Origin of the sequence: Pseudomonas sp. G(2018) (genome assembly GCF_005502415.1) — a bacterium.
GTDB lineage: Bacteria > Pseudomonadota > Gammaproteobacteria > Pseudomonadales > Pseudomonadaceae > Aquipseudomonas.
Genome location: NZ_SCOO01000032.1, coordinates 1 through 19,991 on the forward strand (window position 1 = coordinate 1; position 19,991 = coordinate 19,991).

General features: G+C 61.0%; 17 protein-coding genes and 3 tRNA genes. 1 reads left to right on the forward strand and 19 read right to left on the reverse strand.

Annotated features, from left to right (window positions below):
• Positions 1-213 (forward strand): aldehyde dehydrogenase family protein (locus tag FFS64_RS24240; protein WP_137807442.1); only part of this gene is annotated, 213 nt, incomplete at its 5' end.
• Positions 214-631: 418 nt separating this feature from the next.
• On the opposite strand, the gene FFS64_RS24245 is transcribed toward FFS64_RS24240, so the two are convergent.
• The 19 genes from FFS64_RS24245 to leuC all read right to left on the reverse strand — a co-directional run bounded on the left by FFS64_RS24245 (position 632) and on the right by leuC (position 19,932).
• Positions 632-708: transfer RNA gene (locus FFS64_RS24245), tRNA-Asp, on the reverse strand.
• A gap of 93 nt (positions 709-801) precedes the next feature.
• A tRNA-Asp gene (locus FFS64_RS24250) sits at positions 802-878 on the reverse strand.
• A 53-nt stretch (positions 879-931) separates the two neighbouring features.
• A tRNA-Val gene (locus tag FFS64_RS24255) sits at positions 932-1,007 on the reverse strand.
• Positions 1,008-1,215: 208 nt separating this feature from the next.
• Positions 1,216-1,989 carry an SDR family oxidoreductase gene (locus FFS64_RS24260; protein WP_095193315.1) on the reverse strand — a complete coding sequence of 258 codons (774 nt, stop codon included), beginning with the start codon at positions 1,987-1,989 and terminating at the stop codon, positions 1,216-1,218.
• On the reverse strand, positions 1,986-3,197 hold the full coding sequence (locus FFS64_RS24265; RefSeq protein WP_137807443.1) for an O-succinylhomoserine sulfhydrylase: 1,212 nt from the start codon (positions 3,195-3,197) through the stop codon (positions 1,986-1,988). Before FFS64_RS24265 ends, FFS64_RS24260 begins: the two co-directional genes overlap by 4 nt.
• Positions 3,198-3,270: 73 nt before the next feature.
• Entirely contained in the window at positions 3,271-4,776 is a 1,506-nt protein-coding gene (gene purF / locus FFS64_RS24270) for an amidophosphoribosyltransferase (protein WP_095193313.1), read from the reverse strand.
• 41 nt (positions 4,777-4,817) lie between these two features.
• The gene (locus FFS64_RS24275) at positions 4,818-5,378 is read right to left on the reverse strand and encodes a CvpA family protein (RefSeq protein WP_095193312.1); all 561 of its coding nucleotides are present in this window, start codon (positions 5,376-5,378) and stop codon (positions 4,818-4,820) included.
• Between the two features lie 98 nt (positions 5,379-5,476).
• Positions 5,477-6,172, reverse strand: a complete 696-nt coding sequence (locus tag FFS64_RS24280; protein ID WP_137807444.1) for an SPOR domain-containing protein — start codon at positions 6,170-6,172, stop codon at positions 5,477-5,479.
• Positions 6,156-7,463, reverse strand: a complete 1,308-nt coding sequence (folC, locus tag FFS64_RS24285) for a bifunctional tetrahydrofolate synthase/dihydrofolate synthase (protein ID WP_137807445.1) — start codon at positions 7,461-7,463, stop codon at positions 6,156-6,158. Before folC ends, FFS64_RS24280 begins: the two co-directional genes overlap by 17 nt.
• Positions 7,460-8,380 carry an acetyl-CoA carboxylase, carboxyltransferase subunit beta gene (accD, locus tag FFS64_RS24290; RefSeq protein WP_137807446.1) on the reverse strand — a complete coding sequence of 307 codons (921 nt, stop codon included), beginning with the start codon at positions 8,378-8,380 and terminating at the stop codon, positions 7,460-7,462. The genes folC and accD overlap by 4 nt, the downstream gene beginning before the upstream one ends.
• Positions 8,381-8,572: 192 nt before the next feature.
• On the reverse strand, positions 8,573-9,190 hold the full coding sequence (locus FFS64_RS24295; protein WP_137807447.1) for a phosphoribosylanthranilate isomerase: 618 nt from the start codon (positions 9,188-9,190) through the stop codon (positions 8,573-8,575).
• 63 nt (positions 9,191-9,253) lie between these two features.
• Positions 9,254-10,078 (reverse strand): tRNA pseudouridine(38-40) synthase TruA, encoded by an 825-nt coding sequence (truA, locus tag FFS64_RS24300; protein ID WP_095193691.1) that lies wholly within the window; start codon positions 10,076-10,078, stop codon positions 9,254-9,256.
• Between the two features lie 290 nt (positions 10,079-10,368).
• Positions 10,369-13,254 carry a FimV/HubP family polar landmark protein gene (locus tag FFS64_RS24305; RefSeq protein WP_137807448.1) on the reverse strand — a complete coding sequence of 962 codons (2,886 nt, stop codon included), beginning with the start codon at positions 13,252-13,254 and terminating at the stop codon, positions 10,369-10,371.
• Positions 13,255-13,459: 205 nt separating this feature from the next.
• Entirely contained in the window at positions 13,460-14,470 is a 1,011-nt protein-coding gene (locus FFS64_RS24310) for an aspartate-semialdehyde dehydrogenase (RefSeq protein ID WP_137807449.1), read from the reverse strand.
• A gap of 241 nt (positions 14,471-14,711) precedes the next feature.
• On the reverse strand, positions 14,712-15,824 hold the full coding sequence (gene asd, locus FFS64_RS24315) for an aspartate-semialdehyde dehydrogenase (RefSeq protein ID WP_137807450.1): 1,113 nt from the start codon (positions 15,822-15,824) through the stop codon (positions 14,712-14,714).
• 68 nt (positions 15,825-15,892) lie between these two features.
• Positions 15,893-16,975, reverse strand: a complete 1,083-nt coding sequence (gene leuB / locus FFS64_RS24320) for a 3-isopropylmalate dehydrogenase (protein WP_137807451.1) — start codon at positions 16,973-16,975, stop codon at positions 15,893-15,895.
• Positions 16,976-17,027: 52 nt separating this feature from the next.
• The gene (locus FFS64_RS24325) at positions 17,028-17,795 is read right to left on the reverse strand and encodes a class I SAM-dependent methyltransferase (RefSeq protein ID WP_137807452.1); all 768 of its coding nucleotides are present in this window, start codon (positions 17,793-17,795) and stop codon (positions 17,028-17,030) included.
• Positions 17,796-17,857: 62 nt separating this feature from the next.
• On the reverse strand, positions 17,858-18,502 hold the full coding sequence (gene leuD / locus FFS64_RS24330) for a 3-isopropylmalate dehydratase small subunit (protein WP_137807453.1): 645 nt from the start codon (positions 18,500-18,502) through the stop codon (positions 17,858-17,860).
• An 11-nt stretch (positions 18,503-18,513) separates the two neighbouring features.
• On the reverse strand, positions 18,514-19,932 hold the full coding sequence (gene leuC, locus FFS64_RS24335; protein WP_137807454.1) for a 3-isopropylmalate dehydratase large subunit: 1,419 nt from the start codon (positions 19,930-19,932) through the stop codon (positions 18,514-18,516).
• Positions 19,933-19,991: the final 59 nt, after the last annotated feature.

Here is a 19,991-nt window from a genome sequence, read left to right on the forward strand (position 1 = left end):
GGCCTGACCTCATCGATCTACACCCGCGACCTGAGTAAAACCCTGCACGCCATGCGCGAACTGGATTTTGGCGAAACCTACGTCAACCGCGAGAACTTCGAGGCCATGCAAGGCTTCCATGCCGGCGTGCGCAAATCCGGCATCGGTGGCGCGGATGGCAAGCATGGGTTGTATGAGTACACCCATACCCATGCGGTGTATCTGCAAGGCTGAACCTGTAGAGCAAACCCTCGTGGGAGCGAGCCGGCTCCGGGTGGCGCTCCGACGAAAGCGGAGTGTCAGACGATACAAATGGCGACTGACACGCCCTCTTCGCGAGCAGGCTCGCTCCCACAGGATTTCGCTCAGAATTCGACCGTCGCCGTCAGCAGGTAGATTCGCTGTCATCCGACGCGCCCGCCGAACTCCAGTAGCGCTTGTCCACCTTGAACGCATAGCACGCGCCGACGTCGAAATGCTCCCACGAGCATCGCCACATCACTCATATAAATAAGCGTAAAAGAAGAGAAAAGCCAAATTTCAGACACAAAAAACCCCGGTCTTTCGACCAGGGTTTTTGCTATCGACTCGAAGTAGCCAATGTTGGCTTTCTTCGTAGCGCCAAGGCGTTCAGTGGGCCTTGAGGCAGATATGGCGCAGCGGACGGGACTCGAACCCGCGACCCCCGGCGTGACAGGCCGGTATTCTAACCGACTGAACTACCGCTGCGTATCGCTGTGGACTTGCGTCCAGGTAACTCGTTTGATTGAAAGCTTCGGTGCTTTTCAACCGCGAACCGAATAAATTCCGATTCGTAAAATATGGCGCAGCGGACGGGACTCGAACCCGCGACCCCCGGCGTGACAGGCCGGTATTCTAACCGACTGAACTACCGCTGCGCGTCGGTGGAGGCTTTTCAGCTTCCATCTTGCTTTCGCAAGACTCTCGGGAGTGGTGGGTGATGACGGGATCGAACCGCCGACATTCTGCTTGTAAGGCAGACGCTCTCCCAGCTGAGCTAATCACCCGTTTGCATCTCCGAGGCCGCGAAATTTACGCAGGTAGCGAACCTAAGTCAATAGCAGGATTGAAGTTTTTCTGAAAAAGACAAAATTCTTTCAATCGGTACTGCGTCGACCGCTTACGCGAGCAGGCTCGCCCACAACGGATCGCATTTCTAATGTGGGAGCGAGCCTGCTCGCGAAGACGGCGGCACATTCGACATCAATGCCTGAGTTACTCGCTGTAAATCATCTTCTTGGTCATGCCACCGTCCACCACGAATTCCTGCCCCGTGACGAAACCGGCGTTCTTCGACAGCAGCCAGGCCACCATCGCCGCCACGTCCTCAACCGTCCCTACCCTGCCCGCCGGATGCTGCGCATGATCGGCATCGGTCAGTGGCTCGGCACGGCGCACCGAAGGGTCCCGCGCATCGATCCAGCCGGGGCTGACCGCATTGACGCGAATCTCCGGCCCCAGACTGATGGCCAACGCGTGAGTCAGGGCCAACAGGCCGCCCTTGCTCGCCGCATACGCCTCGGTATCGGGCTCCGACTGCCCGGCACGGGTCGAGGCCAGATTGACGATCGCCCCGCTATGGGCTCGCAGATACGGCGCACAGTGTTTGGCCAACAGCATCGGCCCACTGAGATTGACCGCCAATACCCGATTCCAGTAAGCCAGATCGAGACTTTCCAGGGTGATGTTGTGCGGGTCGGCAACCGCGGCGTTGCACACCAGCGCATCCAGACGACCGAACTGCCCCAATACCTCGGCAACCCCCAATGCGACCTGCGCCTCATTAGAGACGTCCATGGCGATGAACCAGGCGTTCTCACCAAGCACCTTCGCCACTTTCGATCCGCGCACCCGATCCAGATCCGTCAGCACCACTTGCCAGCCTTCGCTGATCAACCAGGCCGCAATGCCCAGACCGATGCCCCGCGCAGCGCCGGTGACCAGCGCTACACGGCCATTGGAGCCCGTTGGCGTGGACAACTCGATCACAGGGCAGCCAAACCGCGCACCAGGTCGGCTTGCAGGTCCGCCACGTCTTCCAGGCCGACCGCGATGCGGATCAGGCTGTCACGAATGCCCGCAGCTTCACGCTCTTGCGGCGCGAGACGGCCGTGGGAGGTGGTGCTCGGGTGCGTGATGGTGGTTTTGCTGTCACCCAGGTTGGCGGTGATCGAAATCAGTCGGGTTGCATCGATAAAGCGCCAGGCGCCCTCTTTGCCGCCCTTGACTTCGAAACTCACCACCGCGCCGAAACCTTTTTGCTGACGCTGAGCCAATTCGTGCTGCGGATGGCTCTTGAGGCCGGCGTAATGGACTTTCTCGATACCGTCCTGCTGCTCCAGCCACTCGGCCAACTCCTGGGCGTTGGCGCAATGCGCCTTCATCCGCAGATTCAGGGTTTCCAGGCCCTTGAGGAAGATCCAGGCGTTGAACGGGCTCAGGGTCGGCCCGGCGGTACGCAGGAAACCCACCACTTCTTTCATTTGCTCGCTGCGACCGGCCACGACACCGCCCATGCAACGGCCCTGGCCGTCGATGAACTTGGTCGCCGAGTGCACAACGATGTCCGCGCCCAGTTTCAGCGGCTGCTGCAAGGCCGGGGTGCAGAAGCAGTTATCGACTACCAGCATCGCGCCCTTGGCGTGAGCGATTTTCGCCAACTCGGCGATGTCCACCAGTTCGGCCAACGGATTGGATGGCGATTCGACGAACAACAATTTGGTGTTGGGCTTGATCGCCGCGTCCCAACCGGACAAGTCCGCCAAGGGCACGTAATCGACTTCGACGCCAAAACGCTTGAAGTATTTCTCGAACAGACTGATGGTCGAACCGAACACGCTGCGCGACACCAGGACGTGGTCGCCGGCGCTGCACAGGCTCATCACCACCGCCATGATCGCGGCCATGCCGGTGGCAGTGGCAACAGCTTGCTCGGCGCTTTCCAGGGCGGCAATGCGCTCTTCGAAGGCGCGCACGGTCGGGTTGGTATAGCGCGAGTAGACGTTGCCCGGCACTTCCCCGGCAAAGCGCGCGGCCGCGTCGGCGGCGGTGCGGAACACATAGCTGGAAGTGAAGAACATCGGATCACCGTGTTCGCCTTCCGGCGTACGGTGCTGACCGGCACGTACGGCCAGGGTATCGAACGCTACGCCTTCGAGGTCGCTGTCCAACCGACCGGCATCCCAATCCTGACTCATGCTGTCACTCCTTTCCTTATTCCCGAAAATTAAAAGCCAGATACAAAACCGGCCCCTCAGGGCCGGTAGAAACTCAGTTGTTGTACAGATCGATGATCGCGCTGACTGCCTGCGTTTTGACCTTGGAGGCATCGTTACGTGCCTGCTCGATCTTGTTCAGGTAAGCCTCGTCAACGTCGCCGGTCACGTACTGGCCGTCGAACACTGCGCAATCGAACTTCTCGATCTTGATCTTGCCGCCACCGACCGCTTCGATCAAGTCAGGCAGGTCCTGATAGATCAGCCAGTCGGCACCGATCAGGTCCGCCACGTCCTGGGTCGAACGGTTGTGGGCGATCAGTTCGTGGGCGCTCGGCATGTCGATGCCGTAGACGTTCGGGAAGCGCACGGCCGGTGCGGCGGAGCAGAAGTAAACGTTCTTGGCGCCCGCCTCGCGTGCCATCTGGATGATCTGCTTGCAGGTGGTGCCGCGCACGATGGAATCGTCCACCAGCATCACGTTCTTGCCGCGGAATTCCAGCTCGATCGCGTTGAGCTTCTGGCGTACGGATTTTTTCCGTGCCGCCTGGCCCGGCATGATGAAGGTCCGGCCGATGTAGCGGTTCTTCACGAAGCCTTCGCGGAATTTCACGCCCAGGTGGTTTGCCAGCTCCAGGGCCGCGGTGCGGCTGGTGTCCGGGATCGGGATGACCACGTCGATATCGTGATCAGGACGCTCGCGCAGGATCTTCTCGGCAAGTTTCTCACCCATGCGCAGACGGGCCTTGTACACCGACACGCCGTCGATGATCGAATCCGGACGTGCCAGGTAGACGTGTTCGAAGATGCACGGGGTCAGGGACGGGTTGGTCGCGCACTGACGGGTGTGCAGCTTGCCATCTTCAGTGATGTAGACCGCTTCGCCCGGTGCCAGGTCGCGAATCAGGGTGAAACCGAGCACGTCCAGGGACACGCTTTCGGAGGCGATCATGTATTCGACGCCTTCGTCGGTGTGACGCTGGCCGAACACGATCGGACGGATGCCGTGCGGATCGCGGAAACCGACGATGCCGTAGCCGGTCACCATCGCCACGACCGCATAACCGCCCACGCAACGGTTGTGCACGTCGGTGACTGCGGCGAAGACGTCCTCTTCGGTCGGCTGCAACTTGCCGCGCTGGGCCAGTTCGTGCGCGAACACGTTAAGCAGCACTTCCGAATCGGAGCTGGTGTTGACATGGCGCAGGTCGGATTCGTAAATCTCCTTGGCCAGTTGTTCAACGTTGGTCAGGTTGCCGTTGTGCGCCAGGGTGATGCCGTAAGGCGAGTTGACGTAAAACGGCTGAGCTTCGGCCGACGTCGAGCTGCCCGCGGTCGGGTAGCGCACATGGCCGATACCCATATGGCCGACCAGGCGCTGCATGTGACGCTGCTGGAACACGTCACGCACCAGGCCATTGTCCTTGCGCAGGAATAACCGGCCATCATGGCTGGTCACGATACCGGCAGCGTCCTGGCCGCGGTGCTGGAGGACGGTTAGCGCGTCATACAGCGCCTGATTGACGTTCGACTTACCGACGATACCGACGATGCCACACATGCGACGCAACCCCTACTTAATGGATCTGAACTGAACACAACTCACTGAGGCGTTTTGGCCGTCGGCAAGAGGTGCTCCTTGAACGGTATATCAGCGGGTACGCTGATTCCGCTGGCAAGCCACTGACTGCTCCACCCGAGAATCAGGTTTTTGGACCAGTCTGCGACCAATAGAAATTTTGGCACGAGCTGGGACTGTTGCCACCACTCGTCCTGCTGTACCGGCCCCAGGCTCAACAGCCCGACCGCCACGACCACCAGCAGCCCGCCACGCGCGGCGCCGAAGGCCATGCCGAGGAATCGATCGGTCCCGGACAGCCCGGTGACGCGTACCAATTCGCCGATAAGATAATTGATCATTGCGCCTACGATTAACGTGGCGACAAACATTATTGCGCAACCCGTGATCACACGGGCTGATGGTGTTTGGATATATCCGGCGAGGTACTCGGACAATGAGCCACCAAACATCCAGGCAACGACTCCTGCGATGATCCAGGTCACCAGCGACAGTGCTTCTTTGACGAAGCCGCGGCTCAGACTGATCAATGCGGAGATGGCGACGATTGCAACGATCGCCCAGTCAACCCAGGTAAATGGCACAGTGCAGCCTACAGACGGATAAGGCGGCGCATTTTAGCAGAGCCCATGCTTATCGGTAAGCTGCGATTGTCAGTGCATTTCAAATCGGGTCGATAGATTTAGCCGCGTTCTGGTTGAAAGCGCACCACAAATCCCTTGAGGTTCTGCTGACGGTTCAACAAGTCACGCAGGCGATCGGCCTCGGCGCGCTCGATCAGCGGTCCGACAAACACCCGGTTCTTGCCGTCGGCAGAACGGATATAAGCATTGTAACCCTGGCTGCGCAGGGTTTTCTGCAGCTTTTCCGCACTTTCACGGTTGGACAGGCTGGCCAGCTGCACCGACCAGCTGACCGACAACCCATTGGCGTCGACGCGACTTTGCGTGGTGTCCGGCTTGCCCGGAGCCGCCGTAATGGGCTGGGCAGGAGCCGTCGCGGGCTTGGCAGCCAGCGCCGGGATCGGTGCCGGACCAGGCGGTGTGACCGGCTTGGCAGCTGGTGCCGGTGCCGGTACAGCGGACACAGCCGGTGCGACCGGTGCGACCGGTGCAGCCGGCGCTGCAGGCACGTCCTGAGCGATATCGTCGTCGCTCGGTACCGGTTCCTGTGGCAAGGCTTGGGGTTCTGGCACCACTACCGGCTCAACCTGCACTTGCGGCATCGCTGGCGCTTGCGGCGCAGCCGGGGCCTCGACCGTTACCTGGCGCTGCTCATCCTGACGGGAGAACAGCATCGGCAGGAAAATCACGGCCAATGCCACCAGGACCAGGGCGCCAACCATGCGCTGTTTGTAGGCTTTATCCAGCAATGCCATTTGCCGCTTCCTCCGTGGAGCGCCGGGCCAGCCAATCCAGGGCCTCGGCGACACAATAAAATGATCCGAACAACAGAATTTCGTCGTCGCTCGTCGCCAGCGCACACTGCCCTTCCAGGGCGGCGGCCACGCTGTCATATGACGTTACCGAAGCACCGCGCTTGTGCAGCGCCCCGTGCAACTCGACTACCGGCCGTGCCCGTGGCGAATCCAGCGGTGCGACGGCCCAGTGCTCGACACTAGCACTCAACTCGTCAATTACACCATCTAGATCCTTGTCCGCCAGCAAACCGAACACCGCCAGGCGCTTGCCGACAGGTGGACGACTGGCCAGACGCCGGGCCAGATATTCAGCCGCATGTGGGTTATGCCCCACATCCAGCAGCAGATTCAGACGCTTGCCCTGCCAGTCGAATTGCCGGCGATCGAGACGACCGACCACGCGAGTGGCTTGCAGCGCTTCGATGATTTGCGCATCCAACCAGGGCAATCCGAGCAGCAGATAGGCCTGCAACGCCAGCGCGGCGTTTTCCATCGGCAGATCAAGCAAGGGCAAATCGTGCAACTCGACCACGCGGCCCTGAGCGTCAAGGCCGCGCCATTGCCAGTTATGGTCGGTGATCCCGAGATCGAAATCGCGCCCACGCAGGAAAAACGGGCAGTTGAGCTCGCGCGCCTTATCCAGCAGGGGTTGCGGAGGATTCAGGTCGCCACAGAGCGCAGGCGCGCCCTGACGGAAGATGCCGGCCTTCTCGAAGGCCACGGACTCACGGGTATCACCCAGATAATCCGCATGGTCGACGCCAATGCTGGTGACCAGCGCCATGTCGGCGTCTACCACGTTGACTGTGTCCAGACGACCGCCCAGACCGACTTCCAGCACCACGGCATCGAGCCCGGACTGTTGAAACAGCCAGAAGGCCGCCAGGGTGCCCATCTCGAAATAAGTCAGGGACGTATCGCCACGCCCCGCCTCCACCGCAGCGAAGGCCTGGCACAGCTCGGCGTCAGTGGCCTCGACGCCGTTGACCTGCACCCGCTCGTTGTAACGCAGCAGGTGCGGGGAATTGTAGACACCGACATTCAGGCCCTGGGCTCGCAGCAAAGACGCTACGAAGGCACAGGTCGAACCCTTGCCGTTGGTGCCGGTGACCGTGATCACCCGAGGCGCCGGCTTGCCCAGTCCCATGCGGGACGCTACCTGTTGCGAGCGCTCAAGGCCCATGTCGATGGCCGAAGGGTGCAACTGCTCAAGGTAGGCGAGCCACTCGCCAAGGGTACGTTCGGTCATATGTTGGCAGGCACCGGTGGAACGACGATCGGTTCAATTGGCGCGGCAACGAACTTCGGCGTCGGCAGACCCATCATTTGCGCCAGCAGGTTACCCAGGCGCGGACGCAGTTCCTGACGGTGAATGATCATGTCGATCGCACCGTGTTCCAGCAGGAATTCACTGCGCTGGAAGCCTTCCGGCAGTTTTTCGCGCACGGTCTGTTCGATGACGCGCGGACCGGCAAAGCCGATCAGGGCTTTCGGCTCGCCGACGATCACGTCGCCCAGCATCGCCAGACTGGCGGAAACACCGCCGTAGACCGGATCGGTCAGCACGGAGATGAACGGAATGCCTTCCTCACGCAGACGCGCCAGTACCGCTGATGTCTTGGCCATTTGCATCAGGGAGATCAGCGCTTCCTGCATCCGCGCACCACCGGAGGCGGAGAAGCAGATCATTGGGCAGCGTTTTTCCAAGGCATAGTTGGCGGCGCGTACGAAGCGCTCGCCGACGATGGCGCCCATCGAACCGCCCATGAAGTTGAATTCGAACGCCGAAACCACTACTGGCATGCCCAACAGCGTGCCGCTCATGGAAATCAGGGCGTCTTTTTCGCCGGTCTGCTTTTGCGCTGCGGTCAGGCGATCCTTGTACTTCTTGCCGTCACGGAACTTGAGACGGTCGACCGGCTCCAGGTCCGCACCCAGCTCGGCACGACCTTCGGCGTCAAGGAAAATGTCGATACGGGCGCGCGCGCCGATACGCATGTGGTGATTGCACTTGGGGCAAACGTCCAGGGTCTTTTCCAGCTCCGGACGATACAACACAGCCTCGCAAGACGGGCATTTGTGCCAAAGACCTTCAGGCACCGAGCTCTTCTTGACCTCGGAACGCATGATCGAAGGGATCAGTTTGTCTACCAACCAGTTGCTCATGCTTTCTTTCTCCAGTACCGGCGGCCCGAACGCTCTGGTTCGCAGCCCCGCGTATGCCCTTGAGCTAAATTCATGTGTGCGGCGATGTTTGATGGATGGCCGGGTCAGTGAAGCGTGACCTGCGTACGACCCATCAATCCTCAGCCGTTTTTGTACAGTGCAGTGGACGGCGGCAGTGTGCCAGCCGTCACATCATCCGCGTGCCGCTTTGATGAACGCCTTGATCTTTGCGTGATCCTTGATGCCCTTGCTCGCCTCTACCCCGCCACTGACATCCACGGCATAAGGCCGAACCCGCGCCACCGCTTCGGCGACGTTATCCGGGGTCAGGCCGCCCGCCAGGATGATCGGCTTGCTCAAGCCCTGCGGTATCAATGACCAGTCGAACGCTTCGCCGGTTCCACCGGGAATGCCTTCGACATAGGCGTCGAGCAAGATACCGCTGGCACCTGGATACGCAGCACAGGCTGCTGCGATGTCATCACCGGCCTTGACCCGCAATGCCTTGATGTACGGACGATGCCAGCCTTCGCAGTCTTCAGCGCTTTCATCACCATGGAACTGCAAAAGGTCCAGCGGCACGGCGTCGAGGATTTCCCCCAACTCGCAACGGCTGGCATTGACGAACAAACCCACGGTGGTGACGAACGGCGGCAACGCCTTGATGATTGCGCGCGCCTGCTGGAACGTCACCGCCCGCGGGCTCTTGGCATAAAACACGAATCCGATGGCATCGGCCCCGGCTTCGACCGCTGCCAACGCATCTTCTATGCGGGTAATCCCGCAAATCTTGCTGCGAACGGCTGACATGTCGAGAAAACCCCACGGCAAATCCGAGAAAGTCCCGGATGGTAACAAAAGCGTTCGAGGGCGTCAGCCGTCAAGTTCGGAGAAACCGGTAAGGAAGTGCGGCCCGATGTATCGCTCGGGCAATTCGAACTCGTCACGGTACTCGACCTGCACCAGATACAACCCGAACGGATGCGCCGTCACCCCACCGGTACGGCGGATCCGGCTCTCCAGCACTTCCTTCATCCACTCCACCGGACGCTCGCCAGCGCCGATGGTCATGAGTACACCGGCAATGTTGCGCACCATGTGGTGCAGGAAGGCATTGGCGCGGATATCCAGCACGATCATCTTGCCGTGGCGCGTGACGCGCAGGTGATGCAATTGCTTGATCGGCGACTTGGCCTGGCACTGACCGGCGCGAAAGGCGCTGAAGTCATGGGTTCCCACCAGGTATTGAGCCGCCTCGGCCATACGCTCGACGTCCAGCGGACGGTGGTTCCAGGTGATTTCTTCGTTGAGGTGCGCAGGACGGATCTGATCGTTGTAGATCACATAGCGGTAGCGCCGGGCGATGGCCTTGAACCGCGCATGAAAATGCGCCGGCATGACCTTGGCCCAGCTGACACTGACGTCGTGCGGCAAGTTGATGTTGGCGCCCATGACCCAGGCTTTCATCGACCGTTCGACCTGGGTATCGAAATGCACCACCTGACCACAGGCATGCACGCCAGCATCCGTGCGCCCGGCGCAAAGCAGCGACACGGGAGAGTCGGCGACTTTGGACAGGGCGTTTTCGAGGGTTTCCTGCACGGTGAGTACACCGGAGGCCTGACGCTGCCAGCCGCGATAACGCGAGCCCTTGTATTCAACGCCCAACGCGATCCGGAAAAAGCCGTCGGCCGCCATTTCGGCGGCCGGGTTATCTATGTTTGCCAAGGGGAACAGCCTGCTGATGTACGCAATGGCGGGCATTATAAGGCTGTCGGATGGGGATGCCAGTACAACAGTGGTTAGAGTGATTGAATGTAAGGGCCTCATCGCGGGCAAGCCCGCTCCCACAGTTATTCGCGCTGTTCACAAACCCTGTGGAAGCGGGCTTGCCCGCGATGAGGCCTTCACAAACACTGCCTCACCAACGACAGAAACAAAAACGGCAGCCCACCGGGCTGCCGCTTTGCTTATAACGAGTCGAACACTCAAGCCAGGCGCGCAAGCATCTCCTTGGCTTCGCTCTTCTGGCCATCGTCGCCTTCGGTCACCACCTCATTGAGGATGTCCCGGGCGCCGTCGTTGTCACCCATGTCGATGTAGGCCTGAGCCAGATCGAGCTTGGTGGCGACTTCGTCGGTGCCGGACAGGAAATCGAACTCCGGCTCGTCGTCCACGGTCGCCAGGGCGTCGTCCACAGTGAAGGTTGGCTCGCTGAGGCTCTGGGACAAGCGATCCAGCTCAGCATTGACGTCATCCAGCTCGGCGGCGAATGCATCCTTCGCTTCTGGAATATCCATCTCGTCAGCCAGGGACAGATCGAAATCGGCCGGCAGCTCCAGATCGTCCAGCGCTACTTGCGGAGCTGTCGGCGCCTCGGCGACAGGCAGGTCCTTGACGTCGTCGTCCAGGCTCAGCAGGAATTCGTCTTCGGCCAGGGTTGCCGGCGAAGGCTCGCCACCGAGATCCATGTCCAGATCGAAGGCCGACAGGTCGTCGAGGTTTTCCTTGATTTCAGCCTGCTGCAGCACCGACTCGAAACTCAGGTCGTCGTCCAGCGGGAAGTCTTCCAGCTCGTCCAGGGTTGCAGCAACCTCAGGTTCAGGTTCAGGCTGCGGCGCTGGTACAACGGCGACTGGCGTAATGTTGTCCAGATCATCCAAGCTCAGATCGAAAGCACTGTCGAAATCGTCATCGGTCTGGATTGAGGCCAGGGCTTGCGGCTCGGGCTCCGGTTGCGCTGCCGGCGCAACGGCTGCCGGCGTAATGCTGTCCAGATCATCCAGGCTCAGATCGAAAGCACTGTCGAAATCGTCATCGGTCTGGATTGAAGCCGGGGCTTGCGGCTCGGGCTCCGGTTGCGCTGCCGGCGCAACGGCTGCCGGCGTAATGCTGTCCAGATCATCCAGGCTCAGATCGAAAGCACTGTCGAAATCGTCATCGCTTGGCACCTCCGCGGGAGCTTGCGGCTCGTCCAGCAGCAGGTCCTTGACGTATTGCGCGTCCAGTTCGGCAACCGCGGCGGCGGAAGCAATTCCACCGGCGGCGACCAGCGCCATGGCCGGGAAACGGCTTTTCAGTTTTTCGACCTGGGCGAAATTGTCGCCATTGGCCACCAGTTGACGCTCCTGAACCACGAATGCGTCGCGGTCGCCCTGCAAGCCGTAGACCTCCATCAGCTTCAGGCGCAAATCACTGCGCTGCGGCGCTTGCTTGACGCCCTCTTCCAGCAACGCGGCAGCCTGATTCAGACGTCCGGCGGCGATATGCGACTGAGCCTGGCCCAACACATCGTCGGAACGCTCGGCGGCCGGCGCCACCAGCGGTGCGGCGATCGGCGGCGTCACCACGACCGGAGCAATCACCGGCGCCGGAGCTGGCGCAGGCGCAGGCGCAGGCGCAGGCGCAGGCGGCGGCACGGTAGCGCGCTTCACGCTCGGCGGTGGAACTTCCAGACCTTCGAAGCTGCTTTCCGGCAGATCGAGATCGGCGGAAAACGGCTGCTCTTCGGCCAAGGCGCGGGCCATGCGCAGATGTTTCTCGGCTTCCTGCTGGGCTTTGCGGCGACGGGCCAGCAACAGCAGCAACAGCAACACCACCACTGCCCCGCCACCGGCCAGACCCAACAGCCATGGATTGGTCAGCAATTCGTTGAATTTCTGCGCGTCGGAGGCTGGCGATGTAGCCTCGGCGGGCTGCTCGGCCGGAGTCGATGCTGCAGGCACAGGTTCAGCAGGCGCTGCCCCAGTGCTGGCCGCCAGCTCAGCGGTGATCGCCGGAGCGGTCGCGGCAGGAGCTGCGTCCGGCGCACCCGCGGCACCTTCGGCCTGCAGCTTGGCCAGTTGATTGTTCTTCAGTTCGATCAGGCGTTGAAGCTTGTCCATCTGACTTTGCAGATCAGAGATACGGCTTTTCAGCTCCTCGTTGTCACGACGGGTCGTATCGAGGCTTTCCTGGGTGACCGCCAGTTTGTTGCTCAAGACCTTGGCATCGCCGGCGGCACCTTTGCCGCGGGCTTTTCCGGACTCAGCAGAAACCAGGCTCAGATTATCCCGCCCGACTTGCGTCGACACCGCTTCACCGCGGCCGCGATTAGTGGCATCGAGTTGTTGCTGTCCGGTCCCCGGCTTCGCCACATAACGACGCCCCTGACGCCAGGCAGTGTTCTGCGCAGCCACTTCAGCGATGGCCTTGGACTGCGGCAGGCTGGTGCTTTGCGCCTGATCCGGCAGACGCAGCACCTGCCCGATTTTCAGGCGGTTGATGTTGCCGTCGATAAAGGCATCCGGGTTCAGCGCCTGAATGGCCAGCATGGTTTGTTGAATCGACCCGCCGTTACGGGCCTTCGCAGCGATTTCCCACAGGGTATCGCGCGCCGAAGTGGTGTATTGGGATGGCTGGGTCGCACCGGTGACCGGCGTTGTGCCTTGAGTCGGTGCAGGCTGCGCAGCTGCCTCAGCGGTTTGCGGCGAAAATTTGGACGGATCGAGCAGCACGCTGTAATCGCGCAGCAGACGACCGTTGGGCCACATCACCTGAACCAGGAATTTCACCATCGGTTCGGAAAGAGGCTGGCTGGAGGTCACACGCAGGATGCTTTTGCCGCTGGCGTTCAACACCGGGGTGAAGGTCAGGTCGTTGAGAAACGCCTGGCGATCGACACCGGCCTTGGCGAAATCTTCAGGTGACGCCAGGCTCGGCACCACTTCGGCAGCGGTAAGCTCCTTGACGTCGAGCAACTCGATTTCCGCCACCAGCGGCTGGTTCAGCGCCGACTTCAGGGTCAATTCCCCGAGTCCGAGGGCATGCGCCATACCGGAGGACAGCGCCGAGGCGGCCGCTATTGCTAACACCAGTTTGCGAACTTGAACCATAGCTCATCCTTAGTTTGAACATTCCTCGGCCAGCGAGAAGGTATTGATTGCCGCTGCCGTAAGGCATGGCGCGGCGGCGAAGGGTCGTCGCGCGCGATCGTTTCGTGCATGCCCTGGAAAGCCCCTCAGGGTGACTCGCCTTCAGCATTCCGGCCAAGCATGGCGCTCGCCCGAAACCATTCGAAAATTTGTCGCCAAGTATCTTTTACAGCAGGTCTTTTATCAACAATTCAGCCAGCTGCACAGCATTAAGCGCGGCGCCTTTGCGTACGTTATCTGACGTCAGCCACACATTTAGTTCCGACAGGTCGTCGATACCGTGGCGAACCCGACCAACGTAGACCACATCCTGCCCTACCGCGTCGCCGACCGGTGTCGGGTAATCGCCGGCTTCGACCAGCTCGATACCGGGGGCGTCTTCCAGCGCGGCGTTGACTTTGGCCAGGTCGATCTCGCTCGCCGACTGCAAGGTCACGCTAAAGCTATCGCCAAAAAACACCGGGGCTTGAATGCAAGTGACAGAAATCTTTAATGCGGGCAGCGCCATGACCTGGCGCAGCTCGCGCACCAAGCGTTTTTCCAGCAGCGTATGGCCTTGCTCATCCGGCTTGCCGACCTGAGCCAACAGGTTGAAAGCCATCTGCCGGTCGAAAAATGTCGGTTCCAGAGGACGCACATTGAGCAGTTCGGCAGTCTGTCGAGCCAGCTCGGTGACGGCTTCGCGCCCCTGGGCAGACACGGCAAGGCTCGCCGTCAGGCTGACGCGCTGCAAATCGAGCAAGCCCAGCAGCGGTGCGAGTACCACCGCCAGGGTGGTGGCCGAGGGACTCGGGCTGCTGATCTGGAAAGGCTTTTTCAGGTTGGCCAACACGTGTGCATTGGCTTCCGGTACCACTTGCGGCGCCTGATCGGCGGGCAATGCGCCAGACAGGTCGATCACCGAGCAACCCGCGGCCGTGGCACGCGAAGCGAAACTCAGGGTTACCGCCGGACCAGCGGCGAAGAACACCAGTTGGACTTTGCTGAAGTCGAATTCATCGACCTCCCGCACCCGCACGTTCTTGCCGCGAAACGGCACTGAACTGCCGGCGGATTCGCTGCTGGCCAGCAGGTGCAGGTTGCCGACCGGGAAGTCGCGTTCTTCAAGAATCTGCACGAGCGTTTCGCCGACAGTACCGGTGGCGCCGATCACGGCAATATCAAAGGACTGGCTCATGGTTTTACCTCTGGCGAAACGGGGGGAGCGGCACTTTACCGGGTGGTGGGCATGCAGGCAATTCGACAGGATCTGCGGCGCCTGGTCCGGCCCCTTTCGCGGGCAAGCCTCGCTCCTACAAAATACCGCACAACCCGTAGGAGCGAGGCTTGCCCGCGAAGAGGACCTGAAGGGCGAATCCAACCCCATAAAAAAACCCGCACCTCTTCCAAGGCGCGGGTTCTTTCATTGCTTCAGTCGATCAACGCTCAAGCAGGATCCGCAGCATGCGACGCAGCGGTTCGGCCGCGCCCCACAGCAGCTGGTCGCCAACGGTGAACGCGCCGACGAATTGCGAACCCATGTTCAGCTTGCGCAGACGGCCGACCGGTACGTTCAGGGTGCCGGTGACTTTCGTCGGGCTCAGCTCCTGCATGCTGATATCGCGGTTGTTCGGCACCAGCTTGACCCATGGGTTGTGCTGGCTGATCAGCCCTTCGATGTCGGCGATCGGTACGTCTTTGTTCAGCTTGATGGTCAAGGCCTGGCTGTGGCAGCGCATGGCGCCGATGCGCACGCAAATGCCATCCACCGGGATCGGGCTCTTGAAGCGACCGAGGATCTTGTTGGTCTCGGCCTGGGCCTTCCACTCTTCGCGGCTCTGGCCGTTCGGCAGTTCCTTGTCGATCCACGGGATCAGGCTGCCGGCCAGCGGTACACCGAAGTTTTCGGTCGGGTATGCGTCGCTGCGCATGGCTTCGGCGACACGACGGTCGATGTCGAGGATCGCGCTGGCCGGGTCGGCCAGTTGATCGGCGACAGCAGCGTGGGTCGCGCCCATTTGCTTGATCAGCTCACGCATGTTCTGCGCGCCGGCACCGGAGGCCGCCTGATAGGTCATGGCGCTCATCCACTCCACCAGACCGGCTTCGAACAGGCCGCCCAGGCCCATCAGCATCAGGCTGACGGTGCAGTTGCCGCCGATGTAGTTCTTGGTGCCCGCGTCCAGCTGCTGGTCGATGACCTTGCGGTTGACCGGGTCCAGCACGATGACCGCGTCATCCTGCATGCGCAGGCTGGAAGCGGCGTCGATCCAGTAACCCTGCCAGCCGGATTCGCGCAGCTTGGGGAAGACTTCGCTGGTGTAGTCGCCACCCTGGCAGGTCAGAATCACGTCAAGGGTTTTCAGCTCTTCAATGCTGTAAGCGTCCTTGAGCGGAGCAATGTCCTTGCCCACGGACGGGCCTTGGCCACCGACATTGGAAGTGGTGAAAAACACCGGCTCGATAAGATCGAAATCCTGCTCTTCCAGCATCCGCTGCATGAGCACGGAACCGACCATACCGCGCCAACCGATCAGACCTACACGTTTCATCGCAACTACACCTTCTTGAAATGTGGGCCGCTGCTTTCGGGGGTGAAATGGGCAGCGGGCCCGAGAGATTACAGATTCCGCAGCGCGGCGACTACTGCGTCACCCATTTGCTGCGTACCGACTTTAGTGCATCCGGTCGACCAGATGTCACCCGTGCGCAAGCCCTGATCCAGCACCAGGCTGACGGCTTTCTCGATGGCATCGGCCGCGGCCTGCTGATTGAAGCTGTAACGCAGCATCATGGAGACCGACAGAATAGTCGCCAACGGGTTGGCGATGCCTTGGCCGGCGATGTCCGGTGCCGAACCGTGGCAAGGCTCGTACATGCCCTTGTTGTTGGTGTCCAGGGACGCCGACGGCAACATGCCGATGGAACCGGTGAGCATCGACGCCTGGTCGGACAGGATGTCGCCGAACATGTTGTCGGTGACGATCACGTCGAACTGCTTCGGTGCACGCACCAGCTGCATGGCCGCGTTATCGACGTACATGTGGCTCAGTTCGACTTCAGGGTAATCCTTGGCGACTTGCTCGACCACTTCACGCCACAACTGGCTGGATGCCAGTACGTTGGCCTTGTCCACCGAACACAGCTTCTTGTTGCGCACCATGGCCATGTCGAAACCGACACGGGCGATGCGACGGATTTCGCTTTCGCTGTACGGCAGGGTGTCATAGGACTGACGTTCGCCATTTTCCAGGGTACGGGTGCCGCGTGGCGCGCCGAAGTAGATGCCACCGGTCAGTTCGCGAACGATCAGGATGTCCAGGCCGGACACGATGTCCGCTTTCAGGCTGGAAGCTTCTGCCAGTTGCGGGTACAGGATCGCCGGACGCAGGTTGCCGAACAGGCCCAGTTGCGCACGGATTTTCAGCAGACCCCGCTCAGGGCGGATGTCACGCTCGATAGTGTCCCATTTCGGACCGCCCACGGCGCCCAGCAGCACCGCATCGGCCGCACGGGCACGCTCGAGGGTTTCGTCGGCCAGCGGCACGCCGTGCTTGTCGATGGCCGCGCCACCGATCACGTCGTGGCTCAGCTCGAAGCCCAGGGCGAACTTGTCGTTGGCCAGCTCCAGGACCTTGACCGCTTCGGCCATGATTTCCGGGCCAATACCGTCACCTGGGAGAATCAGAATCTGCTTGCTCATGCTTTCCTCATGTCATCAGTCGGTGCGCCCTTGGGCGCGCCCGGAAAAATTCTTATCGTTCGGCCATCAGGACCAGCACATCGGTACTGAACGAACCATCGGCCTCAATCTCAAAATATTCGCGTACTTCGTTGCCCATCGACTGCTGCAATTCGCGGATCGCCGCGCGCATCACCTGCGGCGTACGCATGCGTTCGACCCAGGAGTTGTATTCCAGGCGCAGCCGCTGACGCGTGGTGCTGCGGGTGTGCAACCCTGCCTCACTGACCTGGCGCAACCACTCACCGGCGGAATAATCGCGCACATGGCTGGTGTCACGCAGCACTTCGACGCTTTGCAGGTAAGTGTCGAACAACGGGCTGCCCGGTGACAACACATCGATGAACGCCGCTACGCCACCCGGTTTCAGCACCCGGCGAACTTCCCGCAGGGCCAGGCCGAGATCGCTCCAATGGTGTGCCGAATACCGGCTGAAGACGAAATCAAACTCGCCATCGGCGAATGGCAGGCGCTCGGCGGCGCCAAGGACCGTGGACACGTTGCTCAGCTCACGATCGACCGCGGCAGCGGCAACCACGTCGAGCATCTGCTGCGACAGGTCGTAGGCCACTACTTCTTTCACCAGCGCGGCCACGTGAAAACTGACATGACCGGCGCCGCAGCCCAGGTCCAGCACACGGGCATCGCCCTGCCCCGCCAATTCGGCCTGTAGCAGTGCGAATTCGGTGCCTTGAGCGTGGACGGCGCTGCTCAGGTAGGCCGCGGCCTGTTCACCGAATTGCTTCTGGACTACCTGACTGTGCTGGGCGGTGCTGGTCATGGGGACTTCCTTTTTCAGGGTTTAGTCTTGCGGTGTTTGTTCGGGCCCTGATTACATAAATCTCACGCGTCGCGAAACAACCACGGCTGGCTCGCCCGATGCTTGGCTTCGAACGCCGCAATCGCATCGCCGTCCTGCAAGGTCAGGCCGATGTCGTCCAGGCCATTGAGCAGGCAATGCTTGCGGAATGCATCGATTTCGAAGTTCAGCACCTTGCCGTCCGGACGGGTCACGGTCTGGGCTTGCAGATCGATCTGCAACTGGTAGCCCGGATTGGCCTCGACCTGCTTGAACAGCTCATCGACTTCAGCGTCGCTCAAGATGATCGGCAGCAAGCCGTTCTTGAAGCTGTTGTTGAAGAAGATGTCGGCATAGCTCGGCGCGATGATGCTGCGGAAACCGTATTCTTCCAGCGCCCATGGCGCGTGCTCGCGGCTGGAGCCGCAACCGAAGTTCTCACGGGCCAGCAACACGCTGGCGCCCTGATAGCGTTCGGCATTGAGGACGAAATCCTTGTTCAGCGGCCGCTTGGAGTTATCCTGATACGGTTGCCCCACATCCAGGTAGCGCCACTCATCGAACAGGTTCGGGCCGAAACCCGTGCGCTTGATCGACTTCAGAAATTGCTTCGGGATGATCTGGTCAGTGTCGACGTTGGCACGATCCAGAGGCGCGACAAGTCCAGTGTGCTGGGTGAAAGCTTTCATGCTGCGCTCCTTTAGATCAATTCACGGACGTCGACGAAACGACCGTTTACCGCGGCGGCGGCGGCCATGGCCGGGCTGACGAGGTGGGTACGGCCACCGGCGCCCTGACGCCCTTCGAAGTTTCGGTTGGAGGTCGAAGCGCAATGCTCGCCGGACTCCAGGCGGTCCGGGTTCATTGCCAGGCACATCGAGCAACCCGGCTCGCGCCATTCGAAACCGGCTTCGAGGAAAATCTTGTCCAGGCCTTCCGATTCGGCCTGCGCCTTCACCAGGCCCGAGCCCGGCACCACGATGGCTTGCTTGATGGTCGATGCCACTTTGCGGCCCTTGGCAATGACCGCAGCAGCGCGCAAATCTTCGATCCGCGAGTTGGTGCAGGAGCCGATGAACACACGGTCCAGCTGAATGTCGGTGATCGCCTGATTGGCGGTCAACCCCATGTATTTCAAGGCACGCTCGATGGAACCGCGCTTGACCAGGTCCATTTCCTTCGCAGGATCCGGCACGTTCTGATCGACCGCCAACACCATCTCGGGCGAAGTACCCCAGCTGACTTGCGGCTTGATCTGGGTGGCGTCGAGCTCGACGACGGTGTCGAACACCGCATCGGCGTCGGACACCAGGTCTTTCCAGGCTTCGACCGCCAAGTCCCACTCCGTGCCTTTCGGCGCGAACGGACGGCCCTTGACGTAAGCCACGGTTTTTTCGTCCGCAGCCACCAGACCTACGCGCGCGCCGGCCTCGATGGACATGTTGCAGATGGTCATGCGGCCTTCGACGGACAGGTCGCGAATCGCGCTGCCGGCGAATTCGATGGCGTGGCCGTTACCGCCGGCGGTGCCGATCTTGCCGATCACAGCGAGAACGATGTCCTTGGCGGTCACGCCGAACGGCAATTGGCCTTCGACGCGCACCAGCATGTTCTTCATTTTCTTGGCGACCAGGCACTGGGTGGCGAGTACGTGCTCGACCTCGGAAGTGCCGATACCGTGGGCCAGGGCACCGAACGCGCCGTGGGTCGAGGTATGGGAGTCGCCGCAGACCACGGTCATGCCCGGCAAGGTGGCGCCCTGCTCCGGGCCGATGACGTGGACGATGCCCTGACGGACGTCGTTCATCTTGAATTCGACGATGCCGTATTCGTCGCAGTTATCGTCGAGGGTCTGGACCTGCAAACGCGAGACCTGGTCGGCAATGGCTTCGATGCCGCCCTTGCGCTCCGGCGTGGTCGGTACGTTGTGATCCGGGGTCGCGATGTTGGCATCGATGCGCCAAGGCTTGCGCCCGGCCAGACGCAAGCCTTCGAAGGCTTGCGGCGAGGTCACTTCATGGATGATGTGACGGTCGATGTAGATCAGCGCAGAGCCATCGTCGCGCTGCTTGACCAAATGCGAATCCCAGAGCTTGTCGTAGAGCGTTTTGCCGGCCATCAGACGGTTTCCTCATCAGCTTGTTTCTATGCCCTGGGTCTTGAGCGATTCAATAACCC